The 14,359-nt window shown below is 37.2% G+C and carries 15 protein-coding genes and 1 pseudogene; 10 read left to right on the top strand and 6 right to left on the bottom strand.

Annotated elements, in window-relative coordinates; all coding sequences use genetic code 11:
* The first annotated feature begins 106 nt into the window (after window positions 1–106).
* The 7 genes from AC1M9B_RS00795 to AC1M9B_RS00765 all read left to right on the top strand — a co-directional run bounded on the left by AC1M9B_RS00795 (window position 107) and on the right by AC1M9B_RS00765 (window position 6,071).
* Window positions 107–1,042, top strand: coding sequence for an ABC transporter ATP-binding protein (locus AC1M9B_RS00795; RefSeq protein WP_180027530.1), 936 nt, complete (start codon window positions 107–109; stop codon window positions 1,040–1,042).
* On the top strand, window positions 1,039–1,812 hold the full coding sequence (locus tag AC1M9B_RS00790) for an ABC transporter permease (protein WP_092766033.1): 774 nt from the start codon (window positions 1,039–1,041) through the stop codon (window positions 1,810–1,812). The genes AC1M9B_RS00795 and AC1M9B_RS00790 overlap by 4 nt, the downstream gene beginning before the upstream one ends.
* Window positions 1,812–2,630: an NADPH-dependent 7-cyano-7-deazaguanine reductase QueF gene (queF, locus tag AC1M9B_RS00785; RefSeq protein ID WP_481596810.1), complete on the top strand. Its 819-nt coding sequence runs from the start codon at window positions 1,812–1,814 to the stop codon at window positions 2,628–2,630. Before AC1M9B_RS00790 ends, queF begins: the two co-directional genes overlap by 1 nt.
* Before the next feature lie 25 nt (window positions 2,631–2,655).
* The gene (locus AC1M9B_RS00780; RefSeq protein WP_092766031.1) at window positions 2,656–3,309 is read left to right on the top strand and encodes a hypothetical protein; all 654 of its coding nucleotides are present in this window, start codon (window positions 2,656–2,658) and stop codon (window positions 3,307–3,309) included.
* Window positions 3,310–3,618: 309 nt separating this feature from the next.
* Window positions 3,619–4,560, top strand: coding sequence for a lytic murein transglycosylase B (mltB, locus tag AC1M9B_RS00775; protein ID WP_481608633.1), 942 nt, complete (start codon window positions 3,619–3,621; stop codon window positions 4,558–4,560).
* 283 nt (window positions 4,561–4,843) lie between these two features.
* A complete protein-coding gene (locus AC1M9B_RS00770) occupies window positions 4,844–5,455 on the top strand; it encodes a septal ring lytic transglycosylase RlpA family protein (RefSeq protein ID WP_035265690.1) in 612 nt (203 codons plus the stop codon).
* Window positions 5,456–5,627: 172 nt separating this feature from the next.
* Window positions 5,628–6,071: an Mpo1 family 2-hydroxy fatty acid dioxygenase gene (locus tag AC1M9B_RS00765; protein ID WP_092766029.1), complete on the top strand. Its 444-nt coding sequence runs from the start codon at window positions 5,628–5,630 to the stop codon at window positions 6,069–6,071.
* Window positions 6,072–6,120: 49 nt separating this feature from the next.
* Here the strand turns inward: AC1M9B_RS00765 and AC1M9B_RS00760 are convergent, their stop codons facing one another.
* From AC1M9B_RS00760 to rpsB, 6 genes and pseudogenes are all read right to left on the bottom strand, one after another.
* Window positions 6,121–6,438, bottom strand: coding sequence for an AzlD domain-containing protein (locus tag AC1M9B_RS00760; protein ID WP_092766028.1), 318 nt, complete (start codon window positions 6,436–6,438; stop codon window positions 6,121–6,123).
* Window positions 6,439–6,440: 2 nt separating this feature from the next.
* Entirely contained in the window at window positions 6,441–7,139 is a 699-nt protein-coding gene (locus AC1M9B_RS00755; protein ID WP_481608320.1) for an AzlC family ABC transporter permease, read from the bottom strand.
* Window positions 7,140–7,232: 93 nt separating this feature from the next.
* A pseudogene (locus AC1M9B_RS00750) lies at window positions 7,233–8,048 on the bottom strand (AraC family transcriptional regulator).
* A 104-nt stretch (window positions 8,049–8,152) separates the two neighbouring features.
* Window positions 8,153–8,665: a DUF3465 domain-containing protein gene (locus AC1M9B_RS00745; RefSeq protein ID WP_481608319.1), complete on the bottom strand. Its 513-nt coding sequence runs from the start codon at window positions 8,663–8,665 to the stop codon at window positions 8,153–8,155.
* A 112-nt stretch (window positions 8,666–8,777) separates the two neighbouring features.
* Window positions 8,778–9,653: a translation elongation factor Ts gene (gene tsf / locus AC1M9B_RS00740; RefSeq protein ID WP_035265686.1), complete on the bottom strand. Its 876-nt coding sequence runs from the start codon at window positions 9,651–9,653 to the stop codon at window positions 8,778–8,780.
* A 140-nt stretch (window positions 9,654–9,793) separates the two neighbouring features.
* The gene (gene rpsB / locus AC1M9B_RS00735; protein ID WP_035265684.1) at window positions 9,794–10,546 is read right to left on the bottom strand and encodes a 30S ribosomal protein S2; all 753 of its coding nucleotides are present in this window, start codon (window positions 10,544–10,546) and stop codon (window positions 9,794–9,796) included.
* 209 nt (window positions 10,547–10,755) lie between these two features.
* On the opposite strand from rpsB, the gene map reads away from it, so the two are divergent.
* The 3 genes from map (at window position 10,756) to AC1M9B_RS00720 (ending at window position 14,236) form a co-directional block, all read left to right on the top strand.
* Window positions 10,756–11,580, top strand: a complete 825-nt coding sequence (gene map, locus AC1M9B_RS00730; RefSeq protein ID WP_035265682.1) for a type I methionyl aminopeptidase — start codon at window positions 10,756–10,758, stop codon at window positions 11,578–11,580.
* A gap of 263 nt (window positions 11,581–11,843) precedes the next feature.
* Window positions 11,844–12,932 carry an OmpW/AlkL family protein gene (locus AC1M9B_RS00725; RefSeq protein ID WP_481608318.1) on the top strand — a complete coding sequence of 363 codons (1,089 nt, stop codon included), beginning with the start codon at window positions 11,844–11,846 and terminating at the stop codon, window positions 12,930–12,932.
* Window positions 12,933–13,165: 233 nt separating this feature from the next.
* Window positions 13,166–14,236: an OmpW/AlkL family protein gene (locus AC1M9B_RS00720; RefSeq protein WP_035265681.1), complete on the top strand. Its 1,071-nt coding sequence runs from the start codon at window positions 13,166–13,168 to the stop codon at window positions 14,234–14,236.
* Window positions 14,237–14,359 lie beyond the last annotated feature (123 nt).

Raw genomic sequence — 14,359 nt, 5'->3', positions numbered from 1 at the left:
CTTTATACAGCGTTTCAACATCAAAACAGAGAATTCTGATTACAAAGCTTGGTTTATTTTTCAAGATCACTCACAATATCTCAACTTTTCACCATTCGAGATATTCATGACTGATGCATTGACCTTAAGGGATTTGTCGAAGACCTATCGAAATGGTTTTCAAGCACTAAAAGGAATTAATTTAGATGTTCCAGAAGGTGAATTTTATGCACTTCTAGGCCCTAATGGTGCAGGTAAATCAACCACTATTGGCATCATCAGCTCTCTTACAAAAAAAACTGCAGGCACTGTCGAGATTTTTGGTCATAACCTCGATACACATCCTTCACAAGCTAAACAATGCTTGGGTGTAGTCCCTCAAGAGTTTAACTTTGCGCAATTCGAAAAGACTTTCGATATTTTAGTCACACAAGCAGGTTATTACGGCATTCCAAAAAAAGTTGCTGAAACTCGTGCAGAGGAGTATCTGACCAAATTAGGTTTATGGGAAAAACGTTCTACTCAAGCACGTATGCTATCTGGGGGAATGAAACGCCGCCTTATGATTGCCCGAGCAATGATGCATGATCCGAAACTGTTAATTCTCGATGAACCGACTGCTGGTGTTGATATTGAACTACGTCGCTCGATGTGGGACTTCTTAACAGAAATGAATCAGAAAGGTACATCTATCATTCTCACAACACATTATTTAGAAGAAGCAGAAGTACTGTGTCGCAAAATTGCAATTATTGATCGTGGCGTCATTAAAGAAGACACCACCATGAAGAACTTCTTAAATCAATTAAATGAAGAATCTTTCATTTTTGATTTGGCTGAACCTATAGAACCGATACAACTTGACATTATTGGTGTGAAATTTAATTTGGTTGATCCAGTGACCTTAGAAATTACGCTTGATAAAGCACATAGCATGAATGATCTTTTTCAACTTCTAGAATCACAGAACATTCAAGTTCGAAGTATGCGTAATAAATCAAATCGTTTAGAAGAGTTATTCGTCAAAATGGTCGAAAAGAATCTTGATGGAGCTGCGCAATGAATTTTAACCAACTCGCTGTAGCTTTATATACGATTATCCATAAGGAAATTCGTAGATTTATGCGCATTTGGCCACAAACATTGTTACCACCAGCAATTACCATGTCACTGTATTTTGTGATTTTTGGAAATCTAGTCGGTTCAAGAATTGGGGAAATGGGTGGCTTTACCTACATGCAGTTCATTGTACCTGGTCTAATTATGATGGCTGTCATTACTAATAGTTATGCCAACGTTTCATCAAGCTTTTTTAGTTCTAAATTTCAAAAAAGTATTGAAGAACTGATCATGAGTCCAGTGCCTTTACATGCCGTACTTTGGGGTTATGTGCTTGGTGGTGTTGCTCGAGGCTTATTGGTTGCTATCATTGTGACTGCAATGAGTTTATTTTTTACTGACTTATATATTACCAACTGGTTCGTCACAATTTATACCGTCCTGATTACATCATTACTGTTTGCATTAGGTGGATTTATTAATGCTGTCTATGCAAAGTCATTTGATGATATTTCGATTATTCCCACTTTTGTTTTAACACCGTTGACCTATTTAGGTGGGGTGTTCTATGCAATTTCTGCATTAAGCCCATTTTGGCAAAATCTATCTTTAATTAACCCTGTCGTATATATGGTCAATGCATTCCGTTATGGAATTCTTGGTCATAGCGATGTAAATGTATCTATCTCTTTATTAGTAATCACAGCGTGTTGCGCCGTGCTATATGCGGTCGCTTATCACCTACTCTCCCGTGGTTCAGGAATGCGTGAATAATGAGCGTTGAACAATCTCTTTTAGGCAAAGACACCAACTATCCAACTGAATATCAACCTGAGGTGTTATTTCCAATTGCTCGCGCAGAAGCACGAGCGAAGTACGCACATGTAGATGGTATTCAACAAGGAATTGATTGGTGGCATATTTTTGAAATTTCTTGGTTGAATCTGTCAGGGATTCCTCAAGTTGCAATTGGTCGAATGCATCTTCCTGCTTCATCACCTTATCTCATCGAGTCCAAATCTCTTAAACTATATTTCAATAGTCTGAATTTTGCTCAATTTGAATCTCAAAATCAGTTTATTGAGACAGTCGAGCGTGATCTTTCTAAAGCAGCCAATGCAGAAGTCAGACTTGAATTATTCGATGTTGATCAGTTGAATATTGCCCAGCCTGAAGGAATATGCATCGACCATTATGAGCCTGAACGTCTTGAAAACCACCCTGATGCGAGCTTACTTAAACTCGATGCAGCGTCTTCCGAAGAAATCGTTGAAATTCAATTATATTCGCATTTATTAAGAAGTAACTGCCCAGTCACAGGTCAGCCTGATTGGGGCACAGTTTTTTTAAGATATCGTGGCAAAAAACCTTGTTATCGTTCAGTTTTAGCTTATATTATCTCCTATCGTCAGCATAATGGCTTTCACGAACAATGCGTTGAACAAATCTACGCAGATATTTGGGAAAACTTTAACCCTGAAAAGTTGATGGTATATGCGACTTATACACGCCGTGGTGGTTTAGACATTAACCCTTGTCGTGTATCGGACTTTGCATGGATGCCAAGCCCAATTCGATTGGCGCGACAATAAATTGAAGAATAGTTGAGGTTATACGATGTCATATTTTGGTTTTATTCCATCTGAATCTTTGTTAAAGAATATTCAAACTGGAATTGAGAAAAAAAATTCAAACGAACCACTTTACCCTTTGCGTGATCAAACTGCACTCGCTATTAATGATGAAATTATCGATGCAATTTTAGTTGAACTTGTACGTCGTTTCCCTGCAAGTGACAAACGAGAAACAGCTGAAAAACTTGCTGGTTATATTAAATCAACAGTATCGGTACTACTTAAACAGTTATTGGGTAAAGCACCAAATGACGTCGTGAGACAATCGATTGAATTCTCTGAAAAGAGTTTATTCAAAGATCCAGAGGGTAATTATCGTGTCGGTGCTCCATTACCTGCTGATCTAGTGACAAACTTAAAAAATAGCTTTGCAGAAGTACGTGCAGGCAATGATGTCAATCGTGCAGTTCTGTCTGAACAATACAAGCAATTCGGTGAAGCTGCAGTTCGTCACTTTATGAATGATTTTAACAAGACTTTAGATTTGGGTATGATTAAACGTAAGGCGTCTGATATCGCTTCTTCAGCGGTCATCAAAGCAGTTCATATTGCTATTGATAAGCTCATTCCTAACTTTACTAAAGAAGAATTGTTAGCTACAGCTGAATATCATGACACGCTATTTATTCAAGAATAAATCAGACTAATCAAAAACCTAGCTTCTGCTAGGTTTTTTTATGTTTTAAAAATAGTTCATCAATATTGAATAAATAAAAGGCATAATTCATCCATTTTTACACTTTTTATGTAGGTTTTTGTGAATCCATCACGACCTAATGTTATCTTAATAAACATTGCGATTAATCAAATGATGTTGAACTTTTAATCCTTATCAACACTTATACCTTTGCGTCTACCACCGATAATAATTGGATCTTCTGCTGTTATGTTATTTGAAAATTTTAATGTTAAATTACAACGTATTGGTTTAGCACTCAGTGCGTTTATGATCACAAGTTTTGTTCAAGCCAATGACTTCGCTCAACATCCTCAATATCAAAATTTTAAACTAAAAACGATGCAGACCTATGGTTTGAGTGCTGAGCAAGTTGACTGGGCCATGAATGGATCAAAAAACCTACCAAATATTATCAACATTATGAATCGCCCAGGAGAAAGCAAGCCTTGGTACGAATATAAAAAAAATTTTTTAGCAGAAAGTACAATTCAACGTGGTGTGCGTTTTAAAAATCAATATGCAGACACTTTAAATCGAGCAGAACAGCAGTTCGGTGTTCCCCAGTCCATCATTCTCGGTATTCTCGGCGTAGAGACAGGTTTTGGGGCAAATAAAGGTTCATTCATCACACGTGATGCCCTAGCCACTTTAGGGTTTGGATATGAACGACGTGCACAATACTTTCAAGACGAATTAAGCGCTTTGATTGCATGGTCTTATAAGGACGGCATTCCAGCTAATTCAGTCGTTGGCTCTTATGCTGGTGCTGTGGGCTATCCTCAATTTATGCCAAGCAATATTCCGAAATTTGGTGTGGATTATGACGGTAATGGTCATATCGATCTCAGAAACTCTGCTGTAGATGCAATTGGTTCTATTGCAAATTATCTTGCTCAACATGGTTGGCAACGAGATCAACCGATTGCTTTTGCCGCACGCTACCAAGGAAATAATACGGATGCCATCATAGCCAAAGACTTAACACAACCTACCCCATATGGTGCATTAAAAGTTCAAGGCATTAGCCCACTCAATCCTATTGTTAAAATAGATGACTTAGACATGGTCAATGTGATTCAACTACAAGAAAATTATGGGCCTGCTTATTACCTTACATATCCTAATTTTCAAGTCATTACGACCTATAACCGTAGTCGAATGTACGCAACTGCACTGTGGCTTTTAGGGACGGAAATCGCGAGTAGATAAAGATAAATCTACTTATTTTCACAAAAGTCAATGATTATTTTTGTGATTAAGTTCACTATTTGCACACTTTACATATTTTGTTACATTATTGATTAAATATTAACCATTTTTTGTGATAATTTGTCGTTTTTGTAACTAAAGTGAAAATAAAGCTAGACACTTTTGTATCAGGATGAATATCATCCACTACCGTTAAATGCAGTTGCATAAGTAAATTTACAGACCATTTAATTTAATTATCAGCAACTTAGATAATTAAATTAGGGTTCCAAGGAGTTAAACGATGCATGCTTCGCTGAAAATGTTATCAATATTAGGTATTAGTTTGGCTTTGTCTCAAACTCATGCCGAGCTGGTTCAATCCTCTTATCTGAATAATGATGTTGACCAATCAAGTCTTGCTTCACGCGTGATTAGCAAAGACTCTACAAGTTTCAATTCGCACTTCTCGAATTTAAACAGTTTAGCAATTACTGAAAGTTCAGGTGATAAAATTCGTCGCGAAACAATCGCAGCGAAAATTCAAGTACCTGTTGAAGAGCCTTCAGTGATTGATAAACTTAATAATGTTGCTTCAAACACTGTTCGTCGTTTTAGTCAAACAGGTGTTGCTTCTTGGTACGGTCGTCAATTTCACGGTCGTAAAACTGCAAGTGGCGAAACATTTGATATGAATGCACTTACTGCAGCGCATCGTAGCCTACCGCTTAATTGCTATATTCGTGTAACGAATAAATCAAATGGTAAAAGCGTTGTTGTTAAAGTAAATGATCGCGGCCCATTTCATGGTAATCGTGTTGTAGATTTATCTTACGGTGCTGCGAAATCTCTTGGTATTACCAATGCTGGTACTGCGCGTGTAAGCATCGAACGTGTGGATGGTCCAAATTCTTAGGTTCTCATGATTCAGCGAAGCATTTAACGACAAGCCACTCATTGAGTGGCTTTATTATTTTTAATTTTTTTTGATGTGACCAATATACAAAAAAGAATCTTGATTTATCATCTTATGTCATATTGTCGTTTATAGAATAAATAAAATTCAAATAATCAGTGAAGGAAATAGGATGAAGACAATTACAGAATGGTTAGATGAATATAGTGATAGCCATCAAAACCCAACCAATAAAACATTACACTGGATTTGCGTACCCACGATTCTATTCTCGATCATTGGCATACTCGCTCATTTCAGCGCATTACTGACTACCCTTTTACTGGTGTTAACACTCATTTTTTATGCAAGATTAGATCTTGTACTCTCGGTTGCAATGGCAGCGTTATTATTGGTCATGTCTTGGCTTATTATTATTCTTCCATTCGGGAAAGGATTCTATATTGCTCTGTTCGTTTTAGCTTGGATAGGTCAATTTTACGGGCACAAAATTGAAGGGAAAAAGCCATCTTTCTTTAAAGACCTCCAATTCCTTCTGATTGGCCCTCTATGGTGTATGGATGCTTACCTAGATAAGATACTACCCAATTGGAAATCACGCCAAATCAGCGCTTAAATTAGCAAATACAGCACGGGTTAAATTAGAATTTAATTTAGCCCGATGTTCATGCTCTAATTAAGTAATTTATGAGATAGAAAAACAGTAAAGTAAAAACTAAATTACTGATAACTTTTTGACTTATTAGCGCAAGCAGTACACAAAATATTGCTGCCCATAAATAGTGATTACTCGACATAACCCTTAATTCTGCTGCTTCATAAAACACAATCGGTACACATATTGCAGTCAACAAACATGGCGCAGAATATTTCAACATCTTTTTCAAAATTCTAGGAAGTGGCACATTTACCCTTGGCTCCAAGAATAAATATCGATTAATAAAGATCATGATCGACAACCCCAGCAAAAGCATCCAGCTCATTTTTAATCCCCTTCTGTTGTTTGCCATTTTTCAACTATCACACTGGCAAACATTCCACATAGACCAGAAATAATTAACGCTGCATTTACTTGGTAAGCTTCTAAAATTAAAGAAAAAATTATGGTAATCACAACACCAACAAGTATTGTAAGATTTTTTATCATTGGCACTATAATTAATATAAGCAGTGCAACGACTGAGAAATCAAGATGCAAATTTGATAAATTAGGAATGAAGTGAGCAAGCACAATCCCAAATAAACTAAATATCAGCCAAAAAATATAAAAACAAAGTCCTGCTCCAAATAAATATGCGAATGATCGTTGTGATTTATTTTTTACTCCAACCGCAAATAATTCATCCGTCAGCAGAAAGCCAAATACAATACGTTTAAATAGTGGAAATTTACTAACATCATCTCGAAAATTAAGCGCGTAAATTAAATGCTGACTCGTCAGAAAAAATATCGTCAGATAGATTGTCATCAGCGAAGCCTGCCCCGAAACCAATCCTAAGCTCACTAATTGTGCAGCACCAGCAAACATAAACAATGACATTGCAAAAGCTTGTATCGCATTCAATCCAGTCTGTATCGCCAAAGAGCCAGCCAATACCCCCCATGGCATGACTGCAATTGCCAACGGCATAATACCCAGCACACCATGTATAAAATTCTTTTTTGTATCACTCATCTTTTTCATCAATACATCTTAATCTGATTCACTTATCGATTATTATCATCTGATGAGTAATGATTGATCTTGAATAATATTGCGGCGCATATTTAAGGAAAATTAATAGTTCAAAAGATATTGTCTAGGCGTTACACCTATTGCACTTTTAAAATGTCGATTTAAATGACTCTGATCAGAAAATCCAGTGAGTTGTGCAACCTCAGTTATTCACACCCCCTGCTTAAGCAATTGTTTAGCTTTTTGAATTCTTCTTTGAACAAGCCAACTATGTGGAGGCAATCCCGTATGTTTTTTAAATTCACGTAATAAATGCCATGGGCTTGTATCTACATATGCAGACAACTCGTGTAGAGAATAGTCATGTTCAGGAAAACTACTCATAAGTTCTTTTATTAGTTCAACTTTTTTTCTCATTTCTGGTGTGTTGATTGGACTCAATTTCGCCCGCCCATAGCAATAGATCAATCTGGCCAATGTCGTCAAATAGAGGCTTTCTTTAAGCAAAGTATCCTCGCCCTGCTCAAATAAATCGAATAAAAATACTAGTTGCCTCGCCAAACCCAAATCATGAATCACTGCATCCGAGAACCATGGGACTGCATTCTTGGTTGTAAAAAAATCTCGACTCAGATCTAATATCATTTCAGGTGTTGGGTAAATTGCTCGATATTTCCAACCAGTTTCCACAGCGGATGAACCAGTATGTATTTCATCAGCATTCACCAGAATAATATCGCCTTTAGGTGCGATATGAAGCTTTCCAGAGCGGTAAAAACTTTGTGCCCCATCTTCAATGACACCAATACAATAGCCCTCATGAGCATGTTTTGAAAATTGCTTACGTTGAAATTGAGCTTTTAATAATTCCAATCCGCCCAATTCTTTGAAATGAAGATAATTAGCAGACTCTTGCATCTTTTTTCTGGATATTACGCCTATAAAATTGCATAAAAACTATCACGCCTGCATTTTAAATCTAGAATGAAATTGCTCATCTCATATATTTATTTTTATAAAAATTATTGATAACTTCGACCCTGATGCTTTAACCAACCATCAATATGCAGTTTTTTAGGATCATGGTGAGTCCAATGAATTACACCACCCTTGTCGGTATATTCATATTCACCATAGAACTCGACGATATCCCCTTTTTGAATATTCTCAACACGTGGTGCCAAGTCTATATTATGAGCTACCAAAACTGTCTGACCATGATTAAGTTTTAAAATAAATTTCTGATGTCTAGATCCTTCATTATCATCATTTAATATTGCAACAACTTCTCCAGAAGCCCTAACTTGCACATCACTCATCTTTTTTTGAAAAAGTGTCGCTATTTTTGCGGCATCATCATTATCCGCAGAGGATAGTTCTCGTTGGTTAGCATCATTATATTGAGTACTTGCATCTGTAGGATTTAGTGCGTGCTCATTACTCTGTTTTAAATCCTGTTTGAAATCGACACCGAAATATGCTGCGACCAACACTGCAATTAACGCAACAATACTCATTTTTGATTTCTGAGACATATTGATCTCTAAGTTATATTTTTATTTCATCCTAAAGTTTATATCATTTAGACTCATAAAAAAAAGAAAAAGCCCTTAAAGGGCTTTTTCTTTTTCAAAATAATTGATTCAATTATTTTGCAGCAGCTTGAGCAGCAGCAACTTCTTCAGCGAAAGAAAGTTCAGCTTTTTTCTCAATACCTTCACCCACTTCGAAACGTACGAATTGAGCAACAGTTGTACCTGTAGACTTAAGAACATCAGCAACTTTCTTGTCGTTGTCGATAACGTACATTTGACGCTCAAGAACAACTTCATTTAAGTATTTTTCAACTGAACCAGTTACCATTTTTTCAACGATATTCGCTGGTTTACCAGATTCAATTGCTTTTGCTTCAGCAATTTCTTTCTCTTTAGCGATTAACTCAGCAGAAACACCTTCAGCATTTACAGCAACTGGGTTGAACGCAGCAACGTGCATTGCGATACCTTTACCAGTAGCAGCATCACCAGCAAATGAAACTACAACACCGATTTTTAAACCGTGTTTGTAAACTGCAAGGTTTTCACCTTCAACGATTTGAGCACGACGAACTTGAATGTTTTCACCGATTTTTTGAACAAGCGCAATACGAGCTTCTTCTACAGTTGCACCATCTTCAAGTTTCAATTCAGCAATTTGAGCAGCATCAGTTACATTCGCAGCAAGCGCAGCAGCAGCAACTTTCGCAGAGAAACCAGCAAAGTTTTCGTCTTTAGCAACGAAGTCAGTCTGACAGTTTACTTCTAAAAGAATTGCTTTATTGCCTTCTTGAGCAATTGTAATCGCGCCATCAGCAGCAATGTTACCTGCTTTTTTAGCAGCTTTTGCTTGACCAGATTTACGAAGGTTGTCGATCGCTAACTCGATATCGCCACCAGCTTCTGTCAACGCTTTTTTACATTCCATCATTGCTAGACCAGTACGATCACGCAACTCTTTAACCATGCTTGCAGTAATAGCAGTCATGTTATTCTCCTAAATTCGGTCGAGATATGTATCTGTTAACAAAAACGGCCCAAATTAATCATCTGGGCCGTTTTGCTTGATTGATGCTTAAGATGCCACGATTACGTGTCGCAAAAATGACAAATCCGCATCAAATCGCATTAAGCCTCAGGAGCTTCTTTAGCAGCTTCTTCGCCTTTAGCTTGCGCATTAGCTTGAGTTTGAGCGTATTCTTTACCAGCAATAATCGCATCAGCCATCGCAGTAGCGTAAAGAGTTACAGCGCGGATCGCATCATCGTTACCAGGAATAACGAAATCAACGTTATCTGGGTTAGAGTTAGTATCAACGATACCGATTACTGGAATACCAAGGTTCTTAGCTTCTTTGATTGCAATCGCTTCGTGGTCAACGTCGATGATGAACAATGCGTCAGGTAAACCACCCATGTTCTTAACACCGCCAAGAGCACGTTCAAGTTTTTCCATTTCACGAGTACGCTCTAAAGCTTCACGTTTAGTAAGCTTAGCGAAAGTACCGTCAGTAGACTGAGTTTGAAGATCTTTAAGACGGTTGATTGATTGACGAAGAGTTTTCCAGTTCGTCAACATACCACCTAACCAACGGTGATCTACATAAGGTTGACCAGCACGTTGAGCTTGTTCACGGATGATGTTAGAAGCAGCACGTTTAGTACCAACGAACAATACTTTGTTCTTTTTGCTTGCTAGGTTGTTAACAAAGTTCAATGCATCATTTAACGCAGGAACAGTGTGCTCAAGGTTGATGATGTGAATTTTGTTACGCGCACCAAAAATGTATTGACGCATTTTTGGGTTCCAGAAGCGAGTTTGGTGACCGAAGTGCGCACCAGCTTGAAGAAGGTCGCGCATGCTTACGTTGTAATCTGCCATTTTCTTTACCTTAAAAGTTTGGGTTAGGCCTCCATATGTCCGCATTCTCCACCCTTACGGGCACCCAGAGTAATGTGTCGACATATGTGCGGATTTTATTAACCAACATATCATCCGATTAAGTGAATCTATTCACGAAAAGCATTTGATAAATTGGGCGGCTATTTATACCATAGTCACACACAAATTTCCAAAAGTTTTTAAAGATCATGAACAGTACTTATGAAGCACCACGTCGTTTAATTAAATCTGCTGAAGATATCGAAAAGATGCGTGTGGCGGGACGACTAGCGGCAGAAGTTTTGGATATGATCAAACCGCATATCAAGCCTGGTGTGAGTACACTAGAATTGGATACGATTTGTCATGATTATATTGTGAATAAACAAGATGCCATTCCTGCTTGCCTAGGCTATGGTGCTGCGCCTGGTCGTCCTGCATTCCAGCATACGATTTGCACATCAGTAAACCATGTGGTTTGCCACGGTATTCCCTCTGAAAACAAAATCTTAAAGAAAGGTGACATCTTGAATATTGATGTCACTGTGATTAAAGATGGATTTCATGGTGATACCAACATGATGTACATTGTAGGTGGCGAGACTTCTATTCTTGCAGATCGCTTATGCAAAGTTGCACAAGAAGCAATGTATCGTGGTATTGCTACGGTAAAACCTGGTTCGACGATCGGTGATATTGGTCATGCCATTCAAAAATATGTTGAGTCAGAGCGTTTCAGTGTCGTTCGTGAATATTGTGGTCATGGTATTGGCACTGTTTTCCATGATGAACCTCAAGTGCTTCATTACGGTCAACCAAATTCAGGCATGGTTTTAGAAGAAGGTATGACCTTTACAATTGAACCAATGGTCAATGCTGGTGTATGGCAAACTAAACTTCTTGGTGATAAATGGACAGTTGTAACGAAAGATCATAAATTATCTGCGCAATATGAACATACTGTTTTAGTCACTAAAACAGGTGTCGAGGTATTAACTGCTCGCCCTGAAGAGGATTTATCCCGATTTCAATAATTTTAGTTAATTAATAAAGTTAAAAAAGTCAGACCAATTTAAATTGATCTGACTTTTTATTTTGCTAAGTCACTCAATAAGAAATAAATTAACAAACAAACCTAACAAATGTTGGATTTTTAAAATTTAAATTCATGATTTTTAAAAATTTTTTATCACAAAAATGAGTAAAAACGCTTTTCAAACTGATTCATTTTATGTTTATATAACGCTTAAAGAATGTAAAACAACAACTAGCAACAAAATCGGACAGGGAGTCCAAAATGACGAAAAAAGCATTCTGGTGCATGGTCGTACCTATTGTTTTTGCATCTACAACTATTTATGCAGAATCATCATTTTTTAATCTGGATGAAACTGAAGGGTTTAAACGATATTCAATTTCAGTCGGACCATTACATGTTATGCCTCAAGGTAAAGCCAAGGCACCTAAAATTCGTACAGCAGTAAAAAATGGTGAAGTTGCAAAAAATGGTGATATTACACTTTCTACAGTTTTTGAGAACTTAGATCCTGATAAAGAAAAAGAAAATCAAAGTATGCAAGCACTTTTGAAGATCGTTGATGCTTTTAGTGATACTTATCCAGCCAGTCAAAGTGGAACTTCAACTGTAAGCGGCATTGAAAGTTGGAGTATGGATGGTTCTGGAATGACTGCAGATGATGTCACAACACTTGGCATCATGATCAATTACCATTTCAACGATAAGATCTCATTCGAGAGTAAAGCTGGGTTCCCCCCAAAAGTAGATATTCAAGGAAAAGGTAAGATTACAGCACCGTTTACAGCTGAAGCCAATGCAAATTTAGGGTTGATCTCCCTACCTACCATTTATCTGAAGAATGATTTGCCAATTACAGATCTTGAGAGTCATGGAAACTCTATTGCGACAGCTCGTGCATGGACCCCAATGTGGGAATTGCAGTACCATTTTGGACAGACTGGGATCAATAAATTTAGACCCTATGTTGGGCTTGGACTTATGGTCGCATACTTCAATGAATTAGAATTGAATCCAAGCCTTGAAAAAGACTTAATTGATTCAGGTCACATGATTGCCAATATGAAAAATGGACGCGGTGGCGATGCATTAATTAAAGGTAAAAAAAGTACAGCAAATCCCAAGGTTAAACTTGAGTCCGAATTGAGTTTTGCGCCAATAGCCACGCTTGGGTTTACTTACGACTTCAATCAAAACTGGTTTGCAGTTGCCTCTATTAGTTATGCACACCTAACAGGTAAAACCACGATTGAAGTCAACGATGATAAACTTGGAACATTATTTTCATCGGAAGTTGATTTAGAAGTAAACCCGATTATTGGTTATGCTGGTGTAGGCTATCGCTTCTAAAACACTTGAGGCATATTGAAGCCACACCCCAATATGCCCAATCCATCACTAACATAGGAAAAATAAGACAATTAGTATACATTTTAAAATCTAACTTATATCATATTTTTCAATAATTTAACAATTGTAAATTAGGATAATAAATTTGATTTCAAGTGAACAAACTGCTTTGCATTTAGATGATTTAATGAATATAAAATGAACTAAAAATTGGACATGGAGTCCTTCAAACAATGAAGAAGTTTTTAGTTCCTACATTATTCGCAAGTTCATTCTTATCTACTCTGAGTTATGCGGAGTCAGGATATTTCAGCCTTTCTGATGAGGGGTTTAAGCGTTTTTCAATTTCAGTGGGTGCATTACATGTAATGCCGCAAGGTAAGGCCCAACCTTTTAATGTCAAAACAGTCATAAATGACAATTATGAATCAAAAGTTGGGGATATTAATGCTTCAACGGTAATCGATAACCTTGACCCAGATCGTAAACCAAATTATTTAGTAGAAGGTATTGTTAAATTAATTTCTGCTTTTCAAGGCAATGTCTCAGGGGCTATTAGTGGAAAATCCTATATTAATGGATTAGCTGAATGGGATAATCCGAATACTGGCTTGGAGGCTGATAAAGTTACAACAGTTGGCATCATGAGTAGTTATCACTTTACAGATAATTTGTCTGTGGAAATAAAAGGTGGAATTCCACCTAAAGTGGATATCAAAGGTATTGGAAATATTAAAGCCCCCTTCTCAGCTACTGCAGCACCGTTAGGTGGAATTGCGGGGAACTTAGACCTCAAAAATAATATTCATATTACTAATCTAGAACAATCTTCAAAAGCTGCTGAAGCTAGAGCATGGACCCCTGCTTTTGAATTACAATATCGTTTTGGTGAGACCGGGATTAATAAATTCCGCCCTTACGTTGGCGTTGGATTAATGTACGCTTATTTTAATGAACTAAAAATGGATCCAGGTATTGAAAAAGATTTAGTCGCCGCTGGGCATATGATCCAAAATATTATTAATCAAAATGCTGGTGCAGCACTCGATAAGAAAGATACCAATGGAAAAATGAAAGTTAATTTAGAAGCAACTGATGTTTTTGCACCTATAGCTACAGTTGGATTCACCTACGACTTTAATGATACATGGTATGCAGTAGCATCTATTAGTTACGCCCACTTGCAGAATGAAACGAAGATCACAGTCGTCAATGAAAATACTGGACAAGAGTTAATCAACTCAAAAGCTGATATCGAGATTAACCCGATATTGGGCTATGCTGGGGTTGGCATGCGTTTCTAACGCATAGAGTAAGAAAAGAGGCAATTGCCTCTTTTTTTTGTAATCAAACAAAAACCAAACACAATTGGCAAATTATTACTACAATGTGTCTAAAAATAAATTTGATAATAAAAATACAAAAAT

This window comes from Acinetobacter sp. ANC_7513, from assembly GCF_056779915.1.
Note: the sequence above shows the minus strand (reverse complement) of the source record. Positions and strands in the feature narration are given on the sequence as shown.

Bases quoted from the DNA above. Each gene is read 5' to 3' on its own strand.
- tsf (WP_035265686.1), bottom strand. From the start codon at position 9,653: ATGACTGCTATTACTGCAAGCATGGTTAAAGAGTTGCGTGATCGTACT.
- AC1M9B_RS00760 (WP_092766028.1), bottom strand. From the start codon at position 6,438: ATGAGCTGGATGCTTTTGCTGGGGTTGTCGATCATGATCTTTATTAAT.
- rpsB (WP_035265684.1), bottom strand. From the start codon at position 10,546: ATGGCAGATTACAACGTAAGCATGCGCGACCTTCTTCAAGCTGGTGCG.
- map (WP_035265682.1), top strand. From the start codon at position 10,756: ATGAACAGTACTTATGAAGCACCACGTCGTTTAATTAAATCTGCTGAA.
- mltB (WP_481608633.1), top strand. From the start codon at position 3,619: ATGATCACAAGTTTTGTTCAAGCCAATGACTTCGCTCAACATCCTCAA.
- AC1M9B_RS00725 (WP_481608318.1), top strand. From the start codon at position 11,844: ATGACGAAAAAAGCATTCTGGTGCATGGTCGTACCTATTGTTTTTGCA.
- AC1M9B_RS00765 (WP_092766029.1), top strand. From the start codon at position 5,628: ATGAAGACAATTACAGAATGGTTAGATGAATATAGTGATAGCCATCAA.
- AC1M9B_RS00795 (WP_180027530.1), top strand. From the start codon at position 107: ATGACTGATGCATTGACCTTAAGGGATTTGTCGAAGACCTATCGAAAT.
- AC1M9B_RS00755 (WP_481608320.1), bottom strand. From the start codon at position 7,139: ATGAAAAAGATGAGTGATACAAAAAAGAATTTTATACATGGTGTGCTG.
- AC1M9B_RS00720 (WP_035265681.1), top strand. From the start codon at position 13,166: ATGAAGAAGTTTTTAGTTCCTACATTATTCGCAAGTTCATTCTTATCT.
- AC1M9B_RS00790 (WP_092766033.1), top strand. From the start codon at position 1,039: ATGAATTTTAACCAACTCGCTGTAGCTTTATATACGATTATCCATAAG.
- AC1M9B_RS00770 (WP_035265690.1), top strand. From the start codon at position 4,844: ATGCATGCTTCGCTGAAAATGTTATCAATATTAGGTATTAGTTTGGCT.
- AC1M9B_RS00780 (WP_092766031.1), top strand. From the start codon at position 2,656: ATGTCATATTTTGGTTTTATTCCATCTGAATCTTTGTTAAAGAATATT.
- queF (WP_481596810.1), top strand. From the start codon at position 1,812: ATGAGCGTTGAACAATCTCTTTTAGGCAAAGACACCAACTATCCAACT.
- AC1M9B_RS00745 (WP_481608319.1), bottom strand. From the start codon at position 8,665: ATGTCTCAGAAATCAAAAATGAGTATTGTTGCGTTAATTGCAGTGTTG.